Raw genomic sequence first — 22007 nt, 5'->3', positions numbered from 1 at the left:
TTCCCGATGGGCCTATACTTCTCTCAACTGTCAACGCTCAACGCTCAATTCTTTTATATCCACCCCGACCATCCGCGCCAGTTCGGCCCAGGATATCCCCAGATCCCGCTGCTTGCTCTCCAGGGTCAACCCGGCATTCAGCCATTCGGTGTACGAGCCGATCACATCGGCAAAAGAGACGGCGCCCGCCTCATATCCCTGGGTGGAGGCATCCAGAGCGGATCTGGAAAGTTTGATGACGGTGTCCCGGTACAGCGCCCTTTCCCTTTTGGCCCTGTCAAGATCGAACCAGGCGTTTCGGACCATGGTGATGGTTTCGGTCTCGGCCTTTTTCAGATCGTCCCGCATGGACGCCAGCTTTTTACGCGTCTGGCGAAGGTAGGCATCATCAGACCCGTACCAGGGCGTCATCGGCAGCCCGACGCCCCGTGTCGCCATCAGCGTCGTGGAAAAGGCGGGCTTTGTGGCCGAACTGCCCACCTGGAGGCCGGGCTCATCGTCATATAAGGAAAAATTAAGCGTGTACGGCGGCAGTATCATCGTTTCCGCCATTTCTATCATTCGCTCGGTCTTGCCCACCATGGCGCGCAACCGGCAAAGCTCCTGACGATGTTTGAGCGCCTGATCATAGAGGGGGAAAAGCGCCGGAATCGTGAAGGGGAGCGTCGTTGAGGCAAACGCGCCCACCCGGTTGGCAGGCCTTAGGTCTAAAAGCTCGAGCACTTTCAGTTCCAGGTTTTTTTGAGTTTCCTTCAGCGTGACCAATTCTTCAGCCAGTTTTTCTTTCTGGATACGCACCTTGATCACATCCTGATAGCTGGTTTTGCCGGCCTCGTATCGAATGGCGGCGACCGATTCCAGGTCGCTTAACAGCGACAGGGTCTCACGGGTAATCTGTTGCGCCTTCCGGTTAAACAGCAGGTTCCAATAAGTTTTCCTGGCAGCGGTGACGGCATCCCGGGCCGCGGCTTCCAGCGATTGCCGGGCTGCGGAGACGGCCTGGTTCACCACCTCGCCCTTGAGGGAAAGCAGGCCCGGGAATGGGAAATTGGGTTTGACGGTATCCTTTCCATTGCCCTTCATGGGGCCGACGGCCTGAGAAAGCGATTCCGTATAAACGCTGTAGGTTCTCAAGATTTCATCCAGATTCGATACCTGCCCGAACGCCTCGATGGCGGCCCGGAACTGGTTCTCGGCGGATTTGACCCCTGGGTTGCGTAACACCGTAAACGCTTCCAGGGCATCGAGTGAAATGCCCGAGGCAAGCGCTTTGGCAGTTGCCTGTTCGTCTTTGGCCGTTTGTCTGAAGCTTTCCGGCAAATTCAGGGCCGGTCGGTAAAAATGGGTGTCCTCAGGCATGCCCAGCGTTTTTTCCCAGCCGGCTGCAAGGGCTTCGATGCGCTTTTTTTCCGTCTCGAATGCCGCTCGATGATTCACCCGGGCGACGGTGGGATGGGGCGCAGGTTGCGCGTGCGGCATCAAATACGCTGGCGGGGCATAGGATTCCAGCTCCTTTTTCATGTCGCGATAGCCGCCGTGGGCCTGCGCGGCAATAAGTACCCAACTCATTCCCATTCCGATGAAAAAAGATTTACGATTCATTTTGCCTCCTTCCGGTCGGTACGCTCCGACAAATCCGCGCCTGTCAGGGATTGGCCGGCCAGGCGCTCCAGGCGGGCCAGATATTTGCCGTAATCGGCTTGGGCTCTGACCAGCGCCAATTGGAAATTGTACCAAACGGACTGGGTTTCCACAAAATCCGAAAAACTCGATTCCCCCTCCTGAAACCAGGTTTCGGCGAGCGACATCGACTTGGCGGCCTGGGGGAGCAGGTCTTTCTCATACAAGCCGATGATCCTGGCCGCGTTCTGCAGACGAAAATAGGTTGCGCGAATATGGGCGAAGCTGTCATTTATCCGGGCCGATTTGGCGGCCTGAGAAGCCGCCAACTCCGCCTTCGCTTTTTCCACGCGACCCTTATTTTTCCCAGGCCAGAGCGGAATCGTGACCCCGAATTGGACCCCGAGCGCATCGTCTCCCGCGTCCCGCGGCGGCGCCATGACATCGGGGTCCCCGATTCCGGCATAGAAGAGGCCCACTTTAAAATTCGGCAGGTACTGATACCTGGCCAGGCTCAGACCGGCATCGGCTTTTTGTATCTGAGCCTCCATCATCCGGATTTCTTCCTGATTCTTTTCCGCCAGGCGATAAATCTCCGCGAGGGTGACGGCGACCGGCTGAAGTGCGATCGATTCAAGGGGGCCGATTTCGGCATCCGGCGGCCGGTTCAAAAGGCTGTTCAATTTGGCGATCTCGGTTTCTTCCAGATCCGTTAAAAGGAGCACATCATAGCGAAGCTGCCCGGCCTGGGATTGGGTTTTGACGACATCGATAAACGCTGCCCGATCCGCCGCATAAGCCGTTTCGGCTATCTTTCGCAAGTGGTCCAGCAACTTGATCTGTTGCTCGGCGACATCGCGTGCTTTTTGAATATAGAGCAGCTCGTAAAAGGACTCGCGAACCGACACCACCACATCCCTCACGGTCTTGTCCAGGGTCAGCCGCGCCATCCGGGCCTCCGCTTCCACCATATCCCCCATTTTGGAAAGTTTGCCAGGAAAGGGGATACCCTGGGACAGCGCGGCGTTCCAGTCCTGAGGCCCTATCCGCGTTTCAATGGGATCCGGGAAATACGTTACCATCAGCTGCGGGTCCGGATAGGCGGTTTCGATGCGGTAGGTTTCCACCACAGCCCGCCATTTTTCACGGGCCGACTGAATCTCCGGATTTTGGCTGATCGCAACCATCATCAAATCGTCGACAACCGCCCGCCGCTGAATCCGCGCTTCTGTTTCTGAAGATTCAGAATCGGCCATCGATGCGGTCATCAATCCCGGAAGGAGGCATCCGAGCATTGCAATCATAATAAGAGGCATCTTTTTCATCACTGGCTCCCTTGCTTCAACCCATATGAAATTCTATATCGTTTATTGTCCAGCCCGATATTGTCCGCTCTCTTTTTCAATCATTAACATTAATGCATTAGCAACTTGACAGTCAAAAGTTATTGAGGCCATCAAGCGGCCACTTTTAGCCGTCCAGCCTGAGATGGCTAGCGCTTGCTCTGACTTATTTGATAAATCGCAGTGTGCTTGAATCTGCGAAAATGATGATAGAATTCATGCTGAATGACTATTATAAATCTTGGAACTAAGCATTTTTCAAATTAGCGTGTAACAGGATTATGGGGAGCAGCGCCCAAAATCAACCTTGCCATAACAACCTTGCCATAAGAAGGTGCAATATCCACTCAACAGCACCTTAATTTCTCTTCAATTTATCCGCCCATTTTTACCATGTTTAATCGGGCTGAAGCCACCCCAACATTTTGGGGTGGCTTCAGCCCGATTTACTATTGCAATTGCCAATATTTTTCTTTATAAAAAGCAAGATCTTATCTTAATTCCCGGAAATTTAAAACTAGGCGCTTGGGCGGCATTGCGTCTGACCGCTACCATTCTAATGGCCTTGCTGTATCTGAACGCTTCGATTCCCAAGGAGTTTTTTTATTTTGACGTTTAAGCGCTTTTTTTCCACCTGTGCGGCTTTGACCCTGTTGATCGTATCGTCCGTGGTCGGGCTTAATGTCTATATGAATGATTACGGTTTGTTCGGAAATGTGAAGGGCGCCTCGATACCGATTTACGCAAATGAAAGAACATCCAAGTATCTTATGTCCTTTAATTATATTCCCGCCAACTTCGAAGGGCTTCTGATCGGCTCATCTGTTTCCAACAGCCTGAATACTCAAAAATTAAGCCCACACAGGGTTTATAACGGATCCCTGGAAGGCGGCAATTATTCCGAGCTTCGCCTTATTGCGGAAAACGTTTTCCGGAAGGGAAATTCGAAATTCTTGATCGTTTGCCTTCATCCCTACACCTCCCAAACCCACGGCAGAAGATCCTCTTTCATGCGACCCCATGAATATTGGGAGTCATTGGGGTCGTTGGCCATGATTGAGCTTTACCGGCGAAAACTTCTCGTTCACTTCGGCAAACGAAAGGCGATCTGCAACGATTACGGGGCCTACGAAAAAGATTTTTCGAGAAAAAACCGCGCTTCCAAGGAACTTATTTCAGCAAGAGCCGCGGCAATTCTGAAAGAAGGAAAGAAAATCACCATCGACGCCATCGCATACCAAGAGCTGGCTGATCTTCTCGGTCAGGCCAGAGCGCTTGGAATACCCATTTTTGCTTACTACCACCCTTACCCCTACGATATTTTTGAAATGATAAAGGAAAGCTATCAAGATTACCGCGACAGGATGGACAAACTGTTTTCGAACACCGATGTCGTCTGGGATTTCAATACGGAAACCTATTTCCTGTTCAGAAAAGATTACGACAACTACAGTGATGAAGGACATCTGAGTCTAAAAGGGGCTGATTTTGTTTTGAAAGAAATAAAAAACAGGCTTAATGGGCGCTGAAGTTTAAAAGAATGGCGCAACCGACCGTGTCGAGTTTTTAACCCATCGAACCCTTTTGATGCGCAAGTATCTTCTCTACTTCCGCCATTACGATTTCCGTGGTGATCTCCTTCATACAAATGTGGCTGTTTTTTTCGCATCGGCGCTGAAAGCAAGGCGAGCAGGCCGCAGCCGTGCGAATGACCTGGTGCCCTGCGCCGAAGGGTCCGGTGCGCCAGGGAGCGGTAGGCCCGAAAATCGCCGCCACCGGCGTCCCGACGGCTGCAGCCAGGTGCATCGGCCCAGTATCCGTCGAAACCACGCACACGGCTTTGCGGTAAATCGCCGCCAGCATTTTCAAACTGGTTTTACCGGCAAGATTAGCGGCGGATTTTGTCATCATGGCACGAATCTCTTCGATAACCGGCACATCCGCCTTTGCCCCCGTAAAAACGATTTCCACGCCATGGATACTGATGAGCCGATCGGCCAGATCGCTAAACCGGTCATTGAACCACAGCTTGGTATCCCAAAGCGCCACGGGATTTATCGCCAGCAGGGGACGGGCGGCATTCATGCCATGAGCGGCCAAAAGGGCTTTAACCTGCCTTTCATCGTCGGCCGATATGGGAATGTCATACACCACCTCGCGGGAATGCACCCCGATGGCCTCGATCAGCATCAGTTGCCGGGTCAGAGCATGAATCTCCATATCCACAGGCGCCACCCGCTCATTTAAGACCAGGTAACTGTGCTCCATGTGCTGCATGCCCTTGCCGAACCCGATTTTACGGTGGCCTCTCGCCAGGAAGACCAGCAGTGCGCTTTTCAGCAGGGCGTGAAAATCAATCACGACATCATACCGGGTATCGCGAAGCTGCTGAATAAAGGCCGTGATTTCCCGCAGCGCAGTTTTCCATTGCGGCCCTTTAAGTTGTTTTATCCACTGCTTTCGCCTGGAAACGATCACCCGGTTCAGGGCCGGGTGTCCGATGATGAGCTCCGCCGCCGCCGCTTCCACCACCCAGGTGATTTGCGCCTGCGGGTATTGACGGCGAATGGCGTTTAAGGCCGGCAGTGTGTGAATCACATCGCCGATAGCGCTGAGTTTGACAATCAGAATGTTCACAAGAGATCCTTTACGGCATTAAACACCTGTGCCACGCCGACGGCCTTCATGCACTCCATGTGCCCCAGCGGACAGACCGGCTTCATGCAGGGACTGCAAGCGATCGGCGCGCGAATGATACGGCTGGAATCCGCATAGGGACTCGTGGTGGTGGAATTGGTGGAGCCGAAAACCGCCACCAACGGGGTATTAAATGCCGCAGCCACATGCATGAGCCCGGAATCGTTGGTTACAAACGCAGCGCACCGGTCGATGAGGGCCATGGCTTCCCCCAGGGTAGTATTCCCGCTTAAATCAACGGCCCGTGATGACATCATGTGCGTAATGCGCCGGCCAAGCGCCTTATCCGACGGGCCGCCGAAAATCAGAATCGTCGCGCCGAATGCCTTGCTTAACCGGTCGCCCAGTTCGGCATAGCGCTCCGCGAGCCACTGCTTGGCGGGCCCGAAAGTGGCGCTGGGATTTAAGCCGATCAAAAGATTCGCATCGCCAACGCTATGGGTTTCAAGCACGTTTTGGGCGCCCTGCTTGTCCGATTGCCTGAGAAACAGTTCAAGCCGTTGGTCCCCGGTCAAAAGCCCCGCGCCCTTTAATATCTCCAGATAATACCCGGTCTGATGAATCGATTTGATTTGCTTTGTGCAGCGAACCGGATGGGTCAACAGCAGCCTGCGGCCGTCCGTGTCAAAACCAATCCGCGTGGGGATGCCCGCCAGAAAGGCGATGAGCGCCGCCTCAATGGCATTTTGGAGAAGAATGGCGGCATCAAACCGGTATTTTCGAAGATCTTTGGCAAGCCGGATCGTACCGTCAAAGCCCTTGTGCCGGCCATGGGCGTCATAGAGGATGACGTCATCCACATGCGGGCTGTGGTCGAACACCGGCGCCACCCAAGGCTTCGCCAGTATCGAAATATGGCTATTCGGAAAGTTCTTTCGAATGGCCCGCACCGCGGGCGTAGTCATCACAGCATCTCCGATCCAGTTGGTGGACCGAATCAGTAGCCGCCGGGTTTGTTGAATTTGTTCCCTGCCTATTCGCATAAAATGATTCACCGTCTTTGCGTTGCATGGTCCGATCGGCCTGAAAACCGGGGAAATTTTTTCCTTGAACTCGGGATAAAACGCATTCCCTAATAGGAGCAACCCGGTTCAATGTCAAGACGGAACAGTTATTTTAAGCCATCCCCGCGGCACCGCTAATGCCGCTTCATTCAAATAGCGATGCGATAGGCCCGGGGTATCCATGGAACAGAAATTGTAATCCGAACCATTTTTTGATATGGCAATCGAACCATCTTTGATTCATTTGATTCTTTCGAAAAACGGTGCCCTATTCCCGGAGAGTAACGGACCATGCCTTACGATGAAATTGATCTTGCCGGCATTAAAACCTATTCGGCTACGCAGCGAGCTTCCAAGGTGGATGTAACGAGCGAAGCCATCCCCCCACGGCCGGGAATGCGGTTTCGTGAATTTTTGGACGGTCTGCCCGATATTTTAAAGGCCAAGGATTTAAAATCTCTGGCAAAGGCCGTTGTCCGTGCCCGGCAATCGGGAAAACCGGTCATCGTGATGTTCGGCGGGCATGTCATTAAAACCGGGTGTGCGCCGATATTGGCAGCCCTTGCCGAAGACGGATTTTTGACCCATTTCGCCTCAAACGGCTCAGCCGCCATTCATGACACGGAACTGGCCCGATTCGGCCACACCTCGGAGGACGTGGCCTCTCAGCTTGAAGACGGCTCTTTCGGCATGGCCGCGGATACGGCCCTTCTGGTAAACACCGCGGCCAAAAAAGCGGCCGGCGGCAAGGAAGGCTTCGGCGAGGCGGTCGGTGCGCTGCTTGAAGCAGAAAAAGCCCCTTTTATCGACCGCGCGCTGATCGCCTGTTGTTATCGGCTGAAAATCCCGTACACCCTTCATGTGGCCCTTGGCACCGATATCGTTCACCAGCACCCCACGGCCAGCGGGGCCGCCATCGGGGAAGCCTCCTTGCGGGATTTCAGGATTTTTGCCGCCACTGTGGCCAAACTAGGAGACGGCGGCGTGGTGTTAAATCTCGGCAGCGCCGTGATCATGCCGGAGGTGTTCTTAAAAGCCCTATCCGTGGCCCGCAACCTGGGGCATTCGGTTACAAACTTCACCACCGGCAATTTCGACATGATTCAGCACTACCGGCCCACCGTCAATGTGGTCTCCCGCCCGGTGCTTTCAGGCGGCGCCGGCTTTGCCCTTACCGGACATCATGAAATCATGATTCCCCTTCTGGCGGCGGCGATATATGAATATGCAGACTCCGTCGAAAGTTGATCGTCGTCGGCCGCAATGATAGAAAATCGTTGAGCCGATGAGGCAATGAGTGGTAACAACGCCGTGTATCCACTCGTAACCTATTGTGATGAGGCGCTCATGTTTACTCGAATGATCGATGCCCACATTCAGTGCTTTGAAAACTTAAAGGCACTAGAGGCAATCGTAACCAAAACCGGCGCGCTGCTGCTCAAGACCCTGCGCAACGGCGGGAAAATCCTGGTCTGCGGCAACGGCGGCTCCGCAAGCGATGCGCAGCATTTTGCAGCGGAAATTGTCGGCCGCTTTGAAAAGGAACGGCGGGCCTTTCCAGCCATCGCCCTGACCACGGACAGCTCGATTTTGACTGCCATTGCCAACGACTACGATTATACGCAGGTGTTTTCGCGCCAGGTGGAAGGCTTGGGCACGCCAAAGGATATGCTCCTCGGTATTTCCACCTCGGGCCAATCCGCAAACGTCATCATGGCCGTCCAAAAAGCGCGCGCCATGGGCATGGGAACCATCGGGCTTCTGGGCAAGGACGGCGGAGCGCTCAAAGCGCTCGTGAATGAGGCGGTGGTGGTATCGGATGCAACCACCGCCCGCGTACAAGAAGGCCATATTTTCATATTGCATTATTGGGCGTGGCAGATTGAAAATGGGTTAATCGAACAACAGGAGTCTCAGCCTTGAAAATCAACGTGGATGCCAATCAATTGGCCGCATCTTTAAAAAAGACCCGAATTCTGGTGGTCGGGGATATCATGCTGGACTGCTATTTCTGGGGTGAGGTCAGCCGAATATCCCCTGAGGCGCCCGTCCCGGTTGTGACGGTGGGGAAAAAAACCTGGTCCCTGGGCGGAGCGGGGAATGTGGCCACCAATTTATCAGGCCTTGGCTGCGAGGCGGCCCTGATCGGCGCTACTGGCCGGGACTGGGCCGGAGAGCATCTCAGGGAACTCTTATCCGCAGCGGGCGTTGCCGATTTAACCGTGACCGAAGCCACGCGGCCGACCATTACCAAAACAAGGGTCATGGCCCAACGCCAACAGATCGTCAGGCTCGACGAAGAGGAAACCCGCCGTCTGGCCGCCGACACGGAAACCAAGATTCTGAACGCCGTCAAGGCGGAATTGCCCCGGTGCCGGGCAATGATTTTATCGGATTACGGCAAGGGAATGTTTCTCTCAGCGGATTTCACGCAACAACTCATCGGCCTGGGGTTAAGCCGCCGCATTCCGGTACTAGTAGATCCCAAGGGCGCAGACTGGCTGCGCTATAGCGGCGCAACCTGCATCACCCCCAACACGGCCGAATTAGAAGGCGTTGTCGGAAAAAAATTGGACGATGAGACCCTGCTGACAAAAAAAGCCGGTGCACTCAGAGAAAAATTGCGTCTTGAATGGCTGCTCGTAACCCGTGGTTCAAAGGGCATGGGGCTTTTCGGAAACCAGCCCACCCCCATGATTCTTGCCGCAAAAGCCAGGGAAGTCTTTGATGTTTCCGGCGCCGGCGACACGGTCATCGCCACCCTGGCTGCTGCCGCAGCAACGGGTATGATCTTTGCGCAAGCCGCGGCGGTTTCAAATCTGGCCGCCGGAATCGTGGTCGGCAAACTCGGCACGCAACCGATTCTATGGGAAGAATTAGAGCAGGCCCTCACCACGGAAAACGGGAAAGGCATCGCTCCCCCCGTGCTCAAGGTCGCCACCCTTTCGGCGGCCCGCGACACGCTGGAAAATTGGCGGTTAAAAGGAAATAAAATCGTCTTTACGAACGGATGCTTTGACTTGCTGCATCCCGGGCATGTGAGCCTGCTGCACCAGGCCCGGCATCTGGGAGACAAGCTGGTTGTCGGCCTCAATACCGATGCGTCCATCAAACGATTAAAGGGGGATGCCCGCCCCATTCTGGCCGGAAAAGACCGCGCCGCCATCCTCAGTGCGCTGGAAGATGTGAGCCTGATCGTTTTTTTTGACGAGGACACCCCGCTGGATTTAATCGGTGCGCTGAAACCCGATATCCTGGTGAAAGGCGCGGATTATACCATCGAGGCGGTCGTGGGCAGGGAGATTGTTGAATCCTATGGGGGAAAAGTATGCCTCGTGGATATTCTCGACGGCTACAGCACGACCAATATTGCGAAAAAACTATCCGCTACCGGCCGCTGATTCGCCCATTATTCAACCTCGCTGCTACCGTGTGTTGCCGTTATTGTATGCATCGATCGCCTTATGGAGCGTCTTTACGGCCAACTGAATACAATGATGTTTCTTGACCGGAATCTCTTCAAGCACGCCAAAGATGGTGCCATCGTTAATTTCCCTCGCCTCCGCCAGGCTTTTCCCTTTGATCAGATCCACGGCGGCCATGGCAGCCGATACCGCGCCGGCGCACCCCATGACTTCATACTTGGCGTCCAGTATGGTGCCGTCCTGAATTTTCAGATAAACGCCCATGGTGTCCCCGCAGGTGCCGGTCATTTCGCTGACCTGGTCGGCATCGGGAATGCTGCCCATATAGGGCTTTTCGATATAATAATTTATCGCCTTATTAGAATAGCCGGCAACGGCGAGCATCTTCCGGGTGCCGTCCACACAGGCATTGCAAGCATCTTGATTCTGGCTCATATTCGTATCTTTCAGTGCTGACATCCGCTCAGGCCCTGATGGCCGGCGCATGTCTGGTTCATGGAGTGGGTTAAATACGAATTTTATTTTTGCATGTCAATCCATTCCCCGGAAGAATATCTTCCACAACGATCATTCCAGAATGAAATCAGTCGGCCATCCCGATAAAGCCGAAGAACCGAGCAGGCCTCTTCGCATTGCTTGCAGACAAAACTGCTGATGTCGTGCAGCCGATTCAGCAATTCAAAGCCCTGAAAGGCCGGCTGTCCGGTTTTGACCATGGACGCCAGGAGCGCGGCCCCGTAGGCCCCGGCCACCCCGAAATAGGGAGACACATGAAATTCCAATCCGGTCTGTTCCTGAAATTCGCGCACAATCCCCTTATTGGCCGCGACTCCCCCTTGAAACACCACCGGCGCCAGAATCGGTTTTCCTTTGGCCACCGATCCCAGATAATTTCTCACCAGCGCACGGCATAAACCCGCCACGATATCATGGGTTGGAATCCCGATCTGCTGTTTGTGTATCATGTCGGTTTCGGCAAATACCGTGCAGCGGCCGGATATGCTCGCCGGATTGTCGGAAGACAGGGCCATCTCCCCCATCTCGTCCACGTTAATGCCAAGACGCCCTGATTGCTGATCCAGAAAAGAGCCGGTTCCAGCAGCGCAAACGGTATTCATCGCAAAATCAACGGCCATGCCGTTCTTAAGAAGGATGATCTTTGAATCCTGGCCGCCGATCTCCACAATGGTCCGAGCTTCCGGCATCATTTTGACGCCTGCCAGGGTATGGGTCGTAATCTCATTTTTCGCAATGCCCGCATTGATCAGTCGCGCGGCCAAGTGACGGCCGCTGCCCGTGGTGGCCGCGGCACGCACGCGCGCCCCCGCAAACGTTTCCGCCAGCCGTTTCATCATGGCGTGCATGGAACCCAACGGATCCCCATGGGTTCGAAGATACACGTGATCCATCATCGCAAGAGAGGCCGCATTCAGCGCGACCATCTTCGTGCTCACCGAGCCCACGTCAATTCCCAGAAATATTTCAGTGGATAGTGATGCCATGAACCATATCCAAAAATGCCTCGACCCGGGTCGAAGTATTATCTGCCTGTCCCGAATGCCCTCTGAAGATACCGGCGACCAACGTGAAAATCACCAGTTTATCTGGTGCATATTCTGGTTGGCATTCAATATGGTGTCCCCGCAATTCCTTTATAGATGTTAGCTCTCTATTTCAAACAGTTTGATAGATATTATTTTTTGATAATGCTCAAAATCTTGATCATTGGTAAAGATGGGAATGTCGATTCTATTTGCTACTGCAAAAATCAGAAAGTCAATATGCGATCCTTGAACTTCCTTTTTTCGGCATTTACTACTGAATTCAGCAGCTAGCTCATAATCACCGTCCAGGATAGGTGTATTTTTAAAATAAGATAGTTTTTCTCTTAATGTTAGATACTTGTGCGGATCGCTATCGCCAGAAAGGATTTCTTGTCTAATAGGTCCAATGATTATGGCTCTCTGATCTTGAATTAGAGAGGTAAGCGTATCGATCTTGGATTGATAATCTTTATTGTGTGAGCAAAGTGCATAGGACCATATTGGTGTATCAACCAGGACTTTCAACGCGTTCTTCCCCTTTTATAGTCATAATTGGAATCGGTGTCCATTTTCCCAAAAATATTTATTATTTCCAGTTGCTTATGCCTATATACAAACTCTTTAAGAGCAAGGTTGACGGTGTCCTTTTTTACACACCATATTACACATTGAATTGTGTGTAAATAAGTGTGGCGAGCCCTGTTACTCAATATTGCTAAAATTTTTATTAGGGGGGAAATGGCCAATCTGAACCTACTGGCAATCATGTTCTGCGCGGGCGTAACCATCGCATTGCAACCGTGCGGCGCAGCTGATCACCGGCTTAATCCTCGACCATTACGGTGCGTTCGGGATAAGGGAGATTCACTTCGACCTGAAACGGGCACTGGGTTGCGCACTCCTTGCCTGCGGAGTGATCCTGATCGGGAAACGCTGAGCCCAAAACCGGTAGTGCCTGAATGCGCAACACAGGTTTTTAAACCGATTTTTTTCGCTCTGTAATCTGCTTTGCCGCATCTAAATATTTTTGACTTGATGGCTCCGCCCAGGAACGCTCGCTCTATCCTTAAAGCATTCATTTTGTGGTTTCCGGGTGCGCCATCGGCATAGGAAACGCAATGGTAAATCCCGGACATTCTGGCCGCTGAACCTGGTAGTTTTCCACCCCAATCGCGTATATGCTCAAATTCCCCCTCGTCGGAAAGTTTCTTCTCAACATCATGCGCGAACTCCCGCCACTGCCGGTGCGCTTCCTCATCAAAAAGGATTGTAACCACTTCCTCGCCGCAGGGAATGTCCAGCAGTTTGAAAATCACCTTTGGGCCAAGGGTTATTGCGTGGATACAGTTGGGTTGGATGCGGACATGATACGTAAGTTTGTCCGCTACCAGGAAAAGAAAGAGCAGCAAGTAGAACAACTACAACTGTTTGATTAAGGATTTGAAACCGGCGCAACTCACATGGCCCGCCCCCTATGGGGGAATTTTTTCAAAGCCGCGCCCAGCGGGTGCGGATCTTTACTATCCGCCGCGTCTTTTGCCTTGCATGAATGAGTTGCCGGGCGATATATTGGCGATTAAATACGCTGGCTTTTTCGTAACGCCATTTCCGTGCCTTTTCCGTCGAATCCGGGCGCTTTGGGATTACGCGCCAAAGGAGGACTCATGACCATCGTAATGACTCCCTATAAACCCCAACACCCGATTCGCGTGGTAACCGCCACCTCCCTTTTTGACGGCCACGATGCGACCATCAATATCATGCGGCGAATCCTTCAGGCCACCGGGGTTGAAGTGGTTCATCTGGGCCATGACCGGTCCGTTCAGGATGTCGTAACAGCCGCCATAGAGGAAGATGCACAGGGAATCGCTCTTTCGTGTTACCAGGGCGGGCATGTTGAATTTTTCAAGTTTATGGTCGATCTGCTTAAAGAGCGGGGGGCCACGGGCATCAAAATTTTCGGCGGCGGCGGCGGCGTGATTGTCCCGGAAGAAATCAGGTCGCTTGAAGCCTATGGCGTGACCAAGATTTATTCTCCGGAGGACGGCGCGACCATGGGCCTTCAGGGAATGATCAATCACATGGTGCAATTGATGGATGTGCCCATTGATGTTGCGGCACTGCCGGCGACGAGCGAATTGACGCCGGCGAATAAACGTGCGGTGGCGCGGTGGATCAGCGCCATGGAGTTGGCCAAGGCCGGTAAAAACGGTCATCTTGCGAACCTTCGGGCCGAGCTGGCCCGGCGCCTGAATAAGGCAAAAGTGCCGGTCGTCGGCATCACTGGCACGGGCGGAGCCGGAAAATCCTCCTTGACCGACGAGCTGATTGTCCGGCTGCTGCATGATTTAAAGGAAATTTGCGTGGCGATTATCTCCTGCGATCCGAGCCGCCGGAAAACAGGCGGCGCGTTGCTGGGAGATCGCATTCGCATGAATGCGATCGGCGGTGAGCGGGTGTACATGCGCAGTCTGGCCACCCGGGCGTCTCATGCGGAGATTCCCGAAGCGCTTGACGACGCCATTACGGTTGCAAAAGCGGCCGGGTTTGATCTGGTGATCGTGGAAACGGCCGGGATCGGCCAGGGGGACTCGCAGGTGGCGGATTTATCCGATGTGTCGATCTATGTCATGACCAGCGAGTTCGGCGCCGCTTCCCAACTGGAAAAGATCGACATGCTGGATTTTGCCGACATCGTAGTGGTCAATAAATTTGAAAAGCGCGGTTCCGAGGATGCGGTCCGGGATGTCCGAAAACAGGTGCAGCGCAACCGCAATACCTGGCTTCAATCGCCCGAAGAGATGCCGGTGTACGGCACGATTGCCGCCAAATTCAACGATGACGGCGTTACCGCGCTCTATCACGGCCTGCTGGACGCCACTGCCCAAAAGACCGGCGTTACCTTTCAATCGCGCCTGCCGCGGCCGGCCGCAAAGACATCCTCGTCCAAAACCATTATTATTCCCCCGGAGCGCACCCGGTATCTTTCTGAGATATCGGACGCTGTCCGGAATTATCATAAGCAAACCTGCCGACAGGCTGAGCGGGTCCGAGCGGCCTGGCATTTGAAAGAATCCCTGGCGCAGCTTGAAGCGGACACTAAAGAGGCGTCTGGTTCTTCTTTACTTGCGCAGTTAAAAGCGGCAATCGCTGATGCGGAAGCCGCGCTGACGCCGGACACGCGCGGCGTGCTCACCGAATGGGAAGGAATCAAATCCGATTATGCCGGGGATGAGCTGGTTTATCCGGTCCGGGATCGTGAGATTCGTCAGGGGCTCTCAAGCGAGTCTTTGGCCCATTTAAAGATTCCCAAGATCGTGCTCCCCGGTTTCTCCGATCCCGGTGAGATTTACCGATGGATGCGGGAAGAAAACGTGCCGGGCCGGTTTCCGTATACAGCCGGCGTATTTCCGCTGAAACGATCCGACGAAGATCCCACCCGCATGTTTGCCGGTGAGGGCGGTCCCGGTCGAACCAACCGGCGATTTAAACTCTTGTCCGGAACGTACCCGGCCAAGCGGCTTTCCACGGCCTTTGATTCGGTGACGCTCTACGGGCATGATCCGGACACCCGGCCGGATATTTACGGCAAAATCGGAACCTCGGGCGTGAGTATCTGCACCCTGGAGGATGCCAAGACGCTCTATGATGGCTTTGATCTATGTGCGCCGAGTACCTCCGTATCCATGACCATCAATGGGCCCGCGCCCATCATGCTGGCCTTTTTTCTCAATACGGCCATTTCTCAACAGGTGGAAAAGTTTCGGGCTGAGACCGGAAGGGAGCCCACCCCCGAAGAATACGAAACCATTTGCAATCACGCCCTTCAAAATGTTCGCGGCACGGTGCAGGCGGATATTTTAAAGGAGGACCAGGGCCAGAACACCTGCATTTTTGCCATTGATTTCGCCCTAAAAATGATGGGTGACATTCAGCAGTATTTTATCGAGAAAAAGGTCCGGAACTTCTATTCGGTTTCCATCTCCGGCTATCATATCGCGGAAGCGGGCGCCAACCCCATCACGCAGTTGGCCTTTACCCTGGCGAACGGTTTTACCTATGCCGAGTATTATTTGTCCCGGGGCATGGACATCAACAGCTTTGCGCCGAATTTTTCCTTCTTTTTCTCCAACGGGCTTGATCCGGAATACACGGTGATCGGCCGGGTGGCCCGTCGCATCTGGGCCATCGCCATGCGGGATTTGTACGGCGCCAACGAGCGCTCCCAGATGTTAAAATACCACATTCAGACCTCCGGCAGATCCCTGCACTCCCAGGATATTCAGTTTAACGATATTCGTACGACGCTTCAGGCTTTATGCGCCATTTACGATAACTGCAACAGCTTGCACACCAACGCCTTTGATGAGGCCATCACCACGCCGAGCGCCGAATCGGTGCGCCGGGCGCTGGCCATTCAACTCATTATCAACCGGGAGTGGGGGCTGACGAAAAATGAAAACCCCAACCAGGGCAGTTTCATCGTGGAGGAGTTGACCCGGCTCGTCGAGGAAGCGGTTCTGGCGGAGTTTGACCGGCTGACCGAGCGCGGCGGAGTGTTGGGCGCTATGGAAACGGGATATCAGCGCAGCAGAATTCAGGAAGAATCCCTTTATTACGAACTGCTTAAAAACAGCGGAGAAATGCCGATCATCGGCGTTAATACCTTCAGAAACCCCGATGCGGATCTTGCGGAAATGGCCGGAGAGCTGGAACTGGCCCGGGCTTCGGACGCGGAAAAGGACGAGCAGTTAAAGCGCCTTTCGGACTTTCACGCCGCGCACCGGTCGGAGGCGCCGGCTGCTCTTGCCCGGTTGCAGCAAACCGCGCTTTCCGGCGGCAACATTTTTGCCGAACTGATGGAGACGGTCAAGGTCTGCAGCCTCGGCCAAATTACCCGCGCGCTGCACGAAGTGGGTGGAAAATATCGCCGGAATATGTAATAACGCCTTTAATCTCACGCCCCGAACCGGGCCGCCAAAGCATTCAGCGCTATGTTGGTCGCGATCTCATTGTGCGGAATCAGCGCATATCGCCATGGTTTTCCACCATAACCGGCTGTGTAATTTGAAGCATTGGCGCACCATTTCATGGCCGCCTCTTTTTTCGCGATCACGATCACGTCATCCATCTGATTGCTGGCCTTCGGTTCAAGCATGAAAATCGTATCTGTTGTTTCAGCCACAAAATCCGGCTGATATTCCAGATAGGCTGCACCATGACGATAAAAAATCTGGAACTGACCCTTGGCGGGCTTGAACCACTTCATTGCATCCCGTTCAAGGATCATGGCGAGTTTGCGCTCAGCTTCCGAGCCGAATTTCTGGACCGGATAGAGACAGCGCCCGAATCCCCCGAAAAGGTATTTGGGCATGTTGCTTTTGTCCTCCGGTGATATGCGATAATCGAGGTGCGGTTCTGCAACCGAATAAGAATAGGCGCTTTCTTTGAGTTCGGTAAACCCTTTGCTGACCATTACCTCGTACCCGATCGCCTCCTCCCAGTAGTGGGCCTGCATCTGTGCGTGAATAAATCGTACGATATCCCGCTGGTGGCAGCGCAAGACTTTTCCTGTCTCCTCCTCGGAAAGATAGGTTTGAAAATGCCGCACCGTCTGGCCCGCAAGATTATATAGAAGATCGGCATGATCATCGTAGGAAATGTCATCGAAATCCATCAGGCCGCTCACCACATAATCCTCAAGGCGCGCTTCCTCGATGCCACCGCGGCCCAACGCTAACACGTCCAGTTGACGGGTCCGTAGATGTTGAATCCACAAATCGTCTGAAACCGCCGGATACTTCAGCGTCTTTAGGTCGAGTGCAAACGCCTTGAAACCGGTCTTTACATCCCCCGTAGGCACCACAATGATACGCGGAATATCGATGGTTTGCTGCGTCATCAGGTCAATGGTTTTTGCCACCACGGCTGCGATATCCGGTTTTCTTGTAACCCCCTGCAATTCCATTTGTGCGGGAGGTTGGCGTTCCGTCACCGCCGCGACGATGACGGATTGCATCTCCGGTTTTTTCAAGTGGGCAACACCCGGCAGTTTCCGCGGCTGGTTCGAAAGTCCGTAAATCACCTCACAGGCCGTCCGGGCTATTTCTTGTTCTGCCGGGGAAGAAAATACCGATGGTTCCTCCGCTCCGGCCAAACGGGTGACGGTCGTAACATGATCCGGTTTTGCCCCTATCTTTTCCGTAAGCAAGGGTCGCGATATGACGGTTGCGGTCTTCCGGTTCAGCTCCGCATCGTCCAGTACCAATGCCTGAATGCGGATGGTGGAATCGGGCCGGCTGGCCTCGTCGATGATTTCCTGGAATTTATCATGCGCGACGATGTTCAGCCGATCCACCGCCATCACCCCGGTCCGTTTGCCGAAGGGCAAGCGCAGGCCCCGGCCGATGGACTGCTCGATGAGAATGCGCGCGTTGGCCGCCCGCAGCGGAACAATAGTGTAAAGGTTGGTGACATCCCAGCCCTCTTTCAGCATGTTGACGTGGATAACGATCTCGGTGGGCTCATCCGTCTGCTCCACTTTCAGCAACCGCTCGATCATCTCTTCCTCGTCCTTGCCGGTCCGGCTGGAATCCACCTGTATGACCTTATCTTTATATTGACCGTCGAAAAAGGTGCCGGATTGAATCATCTGCACCAGATGGGCCGCATGGGTGGTGTCGCGCGCAATCACCAGCAGGAACGGTTTGACCATGGGGTTGCCGCTCTCCCGGGCATAGGTTTCCAATTCCACCTTGACGATTTCATGCAGGCGCAGCCCGTCCTCAAGCTTCAGGCGTTCGATTTCTTCGGGCGCCATCCCGGCCGGATTAAAATTCTTTCGCGTTACCACCGCCGGTTCCTTCACAAACCCATCTGTCATGGCTTTGCCAAGCGGATAATCAAAGATCACGTTCTTGAACGGCACCGCCCCGCGGCTGGTTTCCACAAAGGGTGTCGCGGTCAACTCCAGGCCCAATATGGGCTATAGTTCGTTGATGGCCCGCACGCCGGCGCTGGCCCGGTATCGATGCGATTCGTCCATGAGCAGCACCAGGTCGGGCAACGCGGCCAGATAGTCGAAATAACTCTCGCCGATGTATTCGGACAGGCGTTTGATACGGGGCGATTTCCCGCCGCGCACTTCGGAGTTTATCTTGGAGATGTTGAAGATATTGATATGAACGCCGTCGTAGACTTCCATCCCCGGCAACAGGCGCTGCCGCCGCCACTCCTCCCTCACACCCAAACCGTTTTCGTAGGTATCCCCGGTGATCACCGTCGGCGGACGGACGGCAAATTCGGCGATGCCCTTGAACACGTACTTGGCGGTATTGGGAGTAAAGTCGGCAATCAATTTGTTGTAAATGGTCAGGTTGGGCGCCAGAATAAAGAAATTGCCGATACCGTGGGCCAGATATAGATAGCTGATAAAGGCGCCCATGAGCCGTGTTTTGCCCACACCGGTCGCCAGGGCAAAGCACAGGGAGGGAAATTCGCGCTCGAAGTCCGCCACGGAGGGAAACTCGCTTTGGATCGCAGCCATCAAGGTGGCCGTATCAACTCCCTTGCCGGGCGGAGCAATTTCGGTGATGCGGTGGAGGATTTCCAGCGATCGGCGCTGGGGTGGCCTTAAACTCAAGCGGCCGGATATGGCATTGACGTGGCGGTTCACAGGTCCACCTCCTTTTTAGGCTGCTGCCGCTGCGCAAACCGTTGCCTCGCCTGAGCAATGGCCTTATGAAGCTCCCGCTCCAGGATTTCCCTGGGCGGCAATTCGGTGAGATACTCCGCCACCCGGATGGAACTCTTTTCCAACTCCAAAAGTTCGACGGTTTCATGTTTTTTTCCCGCGCAGAGGATGAGGCCGATGGGCTTTTCCTCACCGGATTGCCGCTCGTACTTATCCAGCCAACGCAGATAGAGCTCCATCTGGCCCTTATCGGCCGGCTTAAAATCGCCGAGCTTCAACTCGATAGCCACCAATCGTCTGAGTTTTCGATGGAAAAAGAGCAAATCGAGATAGTAATCGTCGTTATCCACCTGAATGCGTTTCTGCCGAGCAATAAAGGAGAATCCAACGCCCAGCTCAAGGAGAAATAGTTCCAGTTCCCGCAGGATAGCATCTTCAAGGTCTTTTTCCACGTATCGGTCTTTCAGGCCGAGAAAATCGAGAAAGTAAGGATCGCGGAAGACGATGTCCGGCGTCAACCGATCTTCACTTCTCAAGGCGTCGAGTTCGAGACGAATCAGTTCGTCCGGCTTTTTGGATAACGCCGTGCGTTCAAAGAGCATTGAGTCCATTCGGTTTTGTAGCGTGCGGGTACTCCACCGGTCAAGTCGGCACATTTCTGCATAGAAATCTCTTTTCAGGGGATCTTCGATGGCAATCAGCATACGAAAATGAGTCCAGGTTAATTGTGTACGCAGTGCGGAAACAATTCCCTCCTCTGGAAAAACCTGTGCAAACCGGATCATATTGAAGAGGTTTCGTTTGGTAAACCCCTGTCCGTATTCCTGTTGTAACTGTGCACTCAGCGCGTGCACTATCTTTTCGCCGTATTCGGCTCTGTCCCCCTTGAGGATCTCCTCGTTGATTCGTTTGCCGACACGCCAATAGAGTGTGGTCAAAGAAGCGTTGACCATTGTGGCAACGGCCGAACGTGTCTCTTCAATCAGGCTACGCAGATCATGCAGCAGCACATCATTACCTTTTGCCGGGGTGTTAGCGGTCATGACACCTCCGATCTGCCGAACAGCGAAAGCTGTCCCTTGGGCGACGGCGCCTGGGGCAGGTTTTCGACCCGCAGACTGTAGTCATCGTGGCCCCATTCGCAGCGGGAAAGCACCTGATTCGGGATCTTTTTCACGGTCAAATTGGGGTATTGGTCGGCCCGGGCGCGAAAAGCCGTGCAGAGCACCAGGAGTGTTCGCCCCGATCCCACCTCATCCGAGAGCTGTTGCAACTGGTCGTGGGTCAGGTTGGCCGTAGTCACATAGATGAAATCCTGCTCGGTGGAATAGCCATGCTGCCAGTAGATCGAATCGCTGGGCGCATAGGTGAATCCCTCCAACTTGCACAGGGCTTCGGCCAGCATGGCGGCGTTATAGGTTTTATTGACGACCCAGTTGCCCCATTTATCCTTTTCCAGCAGCGACGGCGCCAGGCGATAATAACGAAATCCGCCGCCGCCCCTCCAGTTGACCGCCTTGGTGATCCCACCGGGGTCCTCTCCATCGATCACTTTTTTCAGACGCGGGATGATATGGGTGTGGCAATGCTCGCCCAGCTCCACCATGATCCAGCGTCGGCCCATTTTGTGAGCTACCGCGCCGGTGGTTCCGGAACCGGCGAAGGAGTCGAGGACGAGGTCGCCGGGGTTGGTGGCGATATGAATAATTCTATGAAGAAGACCTTCAGGTTTCGGCGTCGCAAATGGTTCTATACCTTCAAGGAGCTTATTGAGGTGATCTCTCTTCGCCTGTTGATTAGTTCCAACATCATCTGCTGACCACCATGTACGAGGGGCAACACCTTCTCGCACCCCGTTTAAATATCTTTTAATAATTGGGAGACGATTTCCATCCGCCCCAAAGTAAGCGCGCTCCTCAACTATAGCTTTTTCTAGGGTATTTTGAGCAAATGCCCAGTACCTACCTGGAGGCGGTGTAACGACACGCCCCGATGGGAGGGTTACTGGAAATCGCTGTTTTTCCGTTCCGCTTTTAGCGGTACCGTCATCACCCTGCCTCCATGGGCCATGTGGATCATTGTCAGGGTTTTTAAACCTGCTCAGTTGTGTTTCAGTCCGTGGCATCAAGTTTCTGGACAGAGACCAGGTCGAGCGGTTTTTGGCATACACCAAAATATTGTCATGAGATAGAGAAATATCAGCATCTCCGCGCCCTCCCTTATCTTTTTCCCATACACAAGTTGCGACGAAGTTCACCCTTCTAAAAATTTCATCGCACATAACCTTAAGGTAATGTGCTTCATTATCATCGATAGTGATCCAGAGCGAACCATCTTCCGACACCAGCCGCTGGATAATTTCCAACCGATCGCGCATCAAGGAAAGCCATACGGAGTGTTCCATGCCGTCGTCATACTGCTCAAAAGCACTGCCTGTATTGTATGGCGGATCGATAAACACACATTTCACCTTCCCCGCGAACTCATGCTCCAACGCCTTCAACGCCAGCAGATTGTCACCAAAGATAAGCCGGTTGTTAAAAATATCCTTATCCAACACCCGGTGCCTGGCATGATATGACCTTTCTGGATCTTCCAGTAAAATACGCGGTTCCAGCTTGGGGCGATTCTCTTTTCCGATCCAGGTCAGCTCCAGTTTTTGTTTTTTAGACATCATTCTC

18 protein-coding genes are annotated in these 22007 nt (G+C 53.7%); 7 read left to right on the top strand and 11 right to left on the bottom strand.

The annotated features are described in order from the left end of the window. Nucleotides 1-30 precede the first annotated feature (30 nt). Nucleotides 31-1602: a TolC family protein gene (locus RBT11_18280; protein MDX9788732.1), complete on the bottom strand. Its 1572-nt coding sequence runs from the start codon at nucleotides 1600-1602 to the stop codon at nucleotides 31-33. Beyond that, complete coding sequence (locus tag RBT11_18275) at nucleotides 1599-2945, bottom strand: TolC family protein (protein MDX9788731.1); 1347 nt, start codon at nucleotides 2943-2945, stop codon at nucleotides 1599-1601. Before RBT11_18275 ends, RBT11_18280 begins: the two co-directional genes overlap by 4 nt. 352 nt (nucleotides 2946-3297) lie before the next feature. Between RBT11_18275 and RBT11_18270 the strand changes: the two genes are divergently transcribed. Both RBT11_18270 and RBT11_18265 read left to right on the top strand, forming a co-directional pair. Continuing rightward, on the top strand, nucleotides 3298-3582 hold the full coding sequence (locus tag RBT11_18270; protein MDX9788730.1) for a hypothetical protein: 285 nt from the start codon (nucleotides 3298-3300) through the stop codon (nucleotides 3580-3582). Then, complete coding sequence (locus RBT11_18265) at nucleotides 3572-4492, top strand: hypothetical protein (protein MDX9788729.1); 921 nt, start codon at nucleotides 3572-3574, stop codon at nucleotides 4490-4492. The genes RBT11_18270 and RBT11_18265 overlap by 11 nt, the downstream gene beginning before the upstream one ends. 37 nt (nucleotides 4493-4529) lie before the next feature. Here RBT11_18265 and waaC read toward each other — a convergent pair whose 3' ends face one another. Together waaC and waaF are read right to left on the bottom strand one after the other, a co-directional pair. Further along, nucleotides 4530-5600 (bottom strand): lipopolysaccharide heptosyltransferase I, encoded by a 1071-nt coding sequence (gene waaC / locus RBT11_18260; GenBank protein MDX9788728.1) that lies wholly within the window; start codon nucleotides 5598-5600, stop codon nucleotides 4530-4532. Further along, a complete protein-coding gene (gene waaF / locus RBT11_18255; GenBank protein MDX9788727.1) occupies nucleotides 5597-6643 on the bottom strand; it encodes a lipopolysaccharide heptosyltransferase II in 1047 nt (348 codons plus the stop codon). The genes waaC and waaF overlap by 4 nt, the downstream gene beginning before the upstream one ends. A gap of 312 nt (nucleotides 6644-6955) precedes the next feature. On the opposite strand from waaF, the gene RBT11_18250 reads away from it, so the two are divergent. From RBT11_18250 to hldE, 3 genes are read left to right on the top strand one after another with little or no spacing between them, the layout of a single operon-like run. Further along, nucleotides 6956-7912, top strand: a complete 957-nt coding sequence (locus RBT11_18250; protein ID MDX9788726.1) for a hypothetical protein — start codon at nucleotides 6956-6958, stop codon at nucleotides 7910-7912. Nucleotides 7913-7957: 45 nt separating this feature from the next. Further along, on the top strand, nucleotides 7958-8587 hold the full coding sequence (locus tag RBT11_18245; GenBank protein ID MDX9788725.1) for a D-sedoheptulose 7-phosphate isomerase: 630 nt from the start codon (nucleotides 7958-7960) through the stop codon (nucleotides 8585-8587). Beyond that, nucleotides 8584-10065 carry a bifunctional D-glycero-beta-D-manno-heptose-7-phosphate kinase/D-glycero-beta-D-manno-heptose 1-phosphate adenylyltransferase HldE gene (hldE, locus tag RBT11_18240; GenBank protein MDX9788724.1) on the top strand — a complete coding sequence of 494 codons (1482 nt, stop codon included), beginning with the start codon at nucleotides 8584-8586 and terminating at the stop codon, nucleotides 10063-10065. Before RBT11_18245 ends, hldE begins: the two co-directional genes overlap by 4 nt. A gap of 24 nt (nucleotides 10066-10089) precedes the next feature. On the opposite strand, the gene RBT11_18235 is transcribed toward hldE, so the two are convergent. The 3 genes from RBT11_18235 to RBT11_18225 all read right to left on the bottom strand — a co-directional run bounded on the left by RBT11_18235 (nucleotide 10090) and on the right by RBT11_18225 (nucleotide 12158). Then, entirely contained in the window at nucleotides 10090-10524 is a 435-nt protein-coding gene (locus RBT11_18235) for an iron-sulfur cluster assembly scaffold protein (protein ID MDX9788723.1), read from the bottom strand. Between the two features lie 83 nt (nucleotides 10525-10607). Further along, nucleotides 10608-11591 carry an acyl-CoA dehydratase activase gene (locus RBT11_18230; GenBank protein MDX9788722.1) on the bottom strand — a complete coding sequence of 328 codons (984 nt, stop codon included), beginning with the start codon at nucleotides 11589-11591 and terminating at the stop codon, nucleotides 10608-10610. Nucleotides 11592-11750: 159 nt separating this feature from the next. After that, nucleotides 11751-12158: a PIN domain-containing protein gene (locus RBT11_18225; GenBank protein ID MDX9788721.1), complete on the bottom strand. Its 408-nt coding sequence runs from the start codon at nucleotides 12156-12158 to the stop codon at nucleotides 11751-11753. A gap of 695 nt (nucleotides 12159-12853) precedes the next feature. Here RBT11_18225 and RBT11_18220 point away from each other — a divergent pair. Both RBT11_18220 and RBT11_18215 read left to right on the top strand, forming a co-directional pair. Beyond that, nucleotides 12854-13069 (top strand): hypothetical protein, encoded by a 216-nt coding sequence (locus RBT11_18220; protein ID MDX9788720.1) that lies wholly within the window; start codon nucleotides 12854-12856, stop codon nucleotides 13067-13069. Between the two features lie 228 nt (nucleotides 13070-13297). After that, a complete protein-coding gene (locus tag RBT11_18215; protein ID MDX9788719.1) occupies nucleotides 13298-16576 on the top strand; it encodes a methylmalonyl-CoA mutase family protein in 3279 nt (1092 codons plus the stop codon). A 14-nt stretch (nucleotides 16577-16590) separates the two neighbouring features. Here the strand turns inward: RBT11_18215 and RBT11_18210 are convergent, their stop codons facing one another. From RBT11_18210 to RBT11_18195, 4 genes are read right to left on the bottom strand one after another with little or no spacing between them, the layout of a single operon-like run. Next, nucleotides 16591-18600: a hypothetical protein gene (locus RBT11_18210; GenBank protein ID MDX9788718.1), complete on the bottom strand. Its 2010-nt coding sequence runs from the start codon at nucleotides 18598-18600 to the stop codon at nucleotides 16591-16593. Nucleotides 18601-18618: 18 nt separating this feature from the next. Continuing rightward, nucleotides 18619-19308, bottom strand: a complete 690-nt coding sequence (locus RBT11_18205; protein ID MDX9788717.1) for a DEAD/DEAH box helicase family protein — start codon at nucleotides 19306-19308, stop codon at nucleotides 18619-18621. Next, entirely contained in the window at nucleotides 19305-20369 is a 1065-nt protein-coding gene (locus RBT11_18200; GenBank protein MDX9788716.1) for a PDDEXK nuclease domain-containing protein, read from the bottom strand. Before RBT11_18200 ends, RBT11_18205 begins: the two co-directional genes overlap by 4 nt. After that, nucleotides 20366-22003, bottom strand: coding sequence for a site-specific DNA-methyltransferase (locus RBT11_18195; protein MDX9788715.1), 1638 nt, complete (start codon nucleotides 22001-22003; stop codon nucleotides 20366-20368). The genes RBT11_18200 and RBT11_18195 overlap by 4 nt, the downstream gene beginning before the upstream one ends. Nucleotides 22004-22007: the final 4 nt, after the last annotated feature.

The organism is Desulfobacterales bacterium, from assembly GCA_034003325.1.
Taxonomy (GTDB): Bacteria; Desulfobacterota; Desulfobacteria; order Desulfobacterales; family JAFDDL01; genus JAVEYW01.
This window is presented reverse-complemented; position numbering and strand designations above follow the sequence as displayed.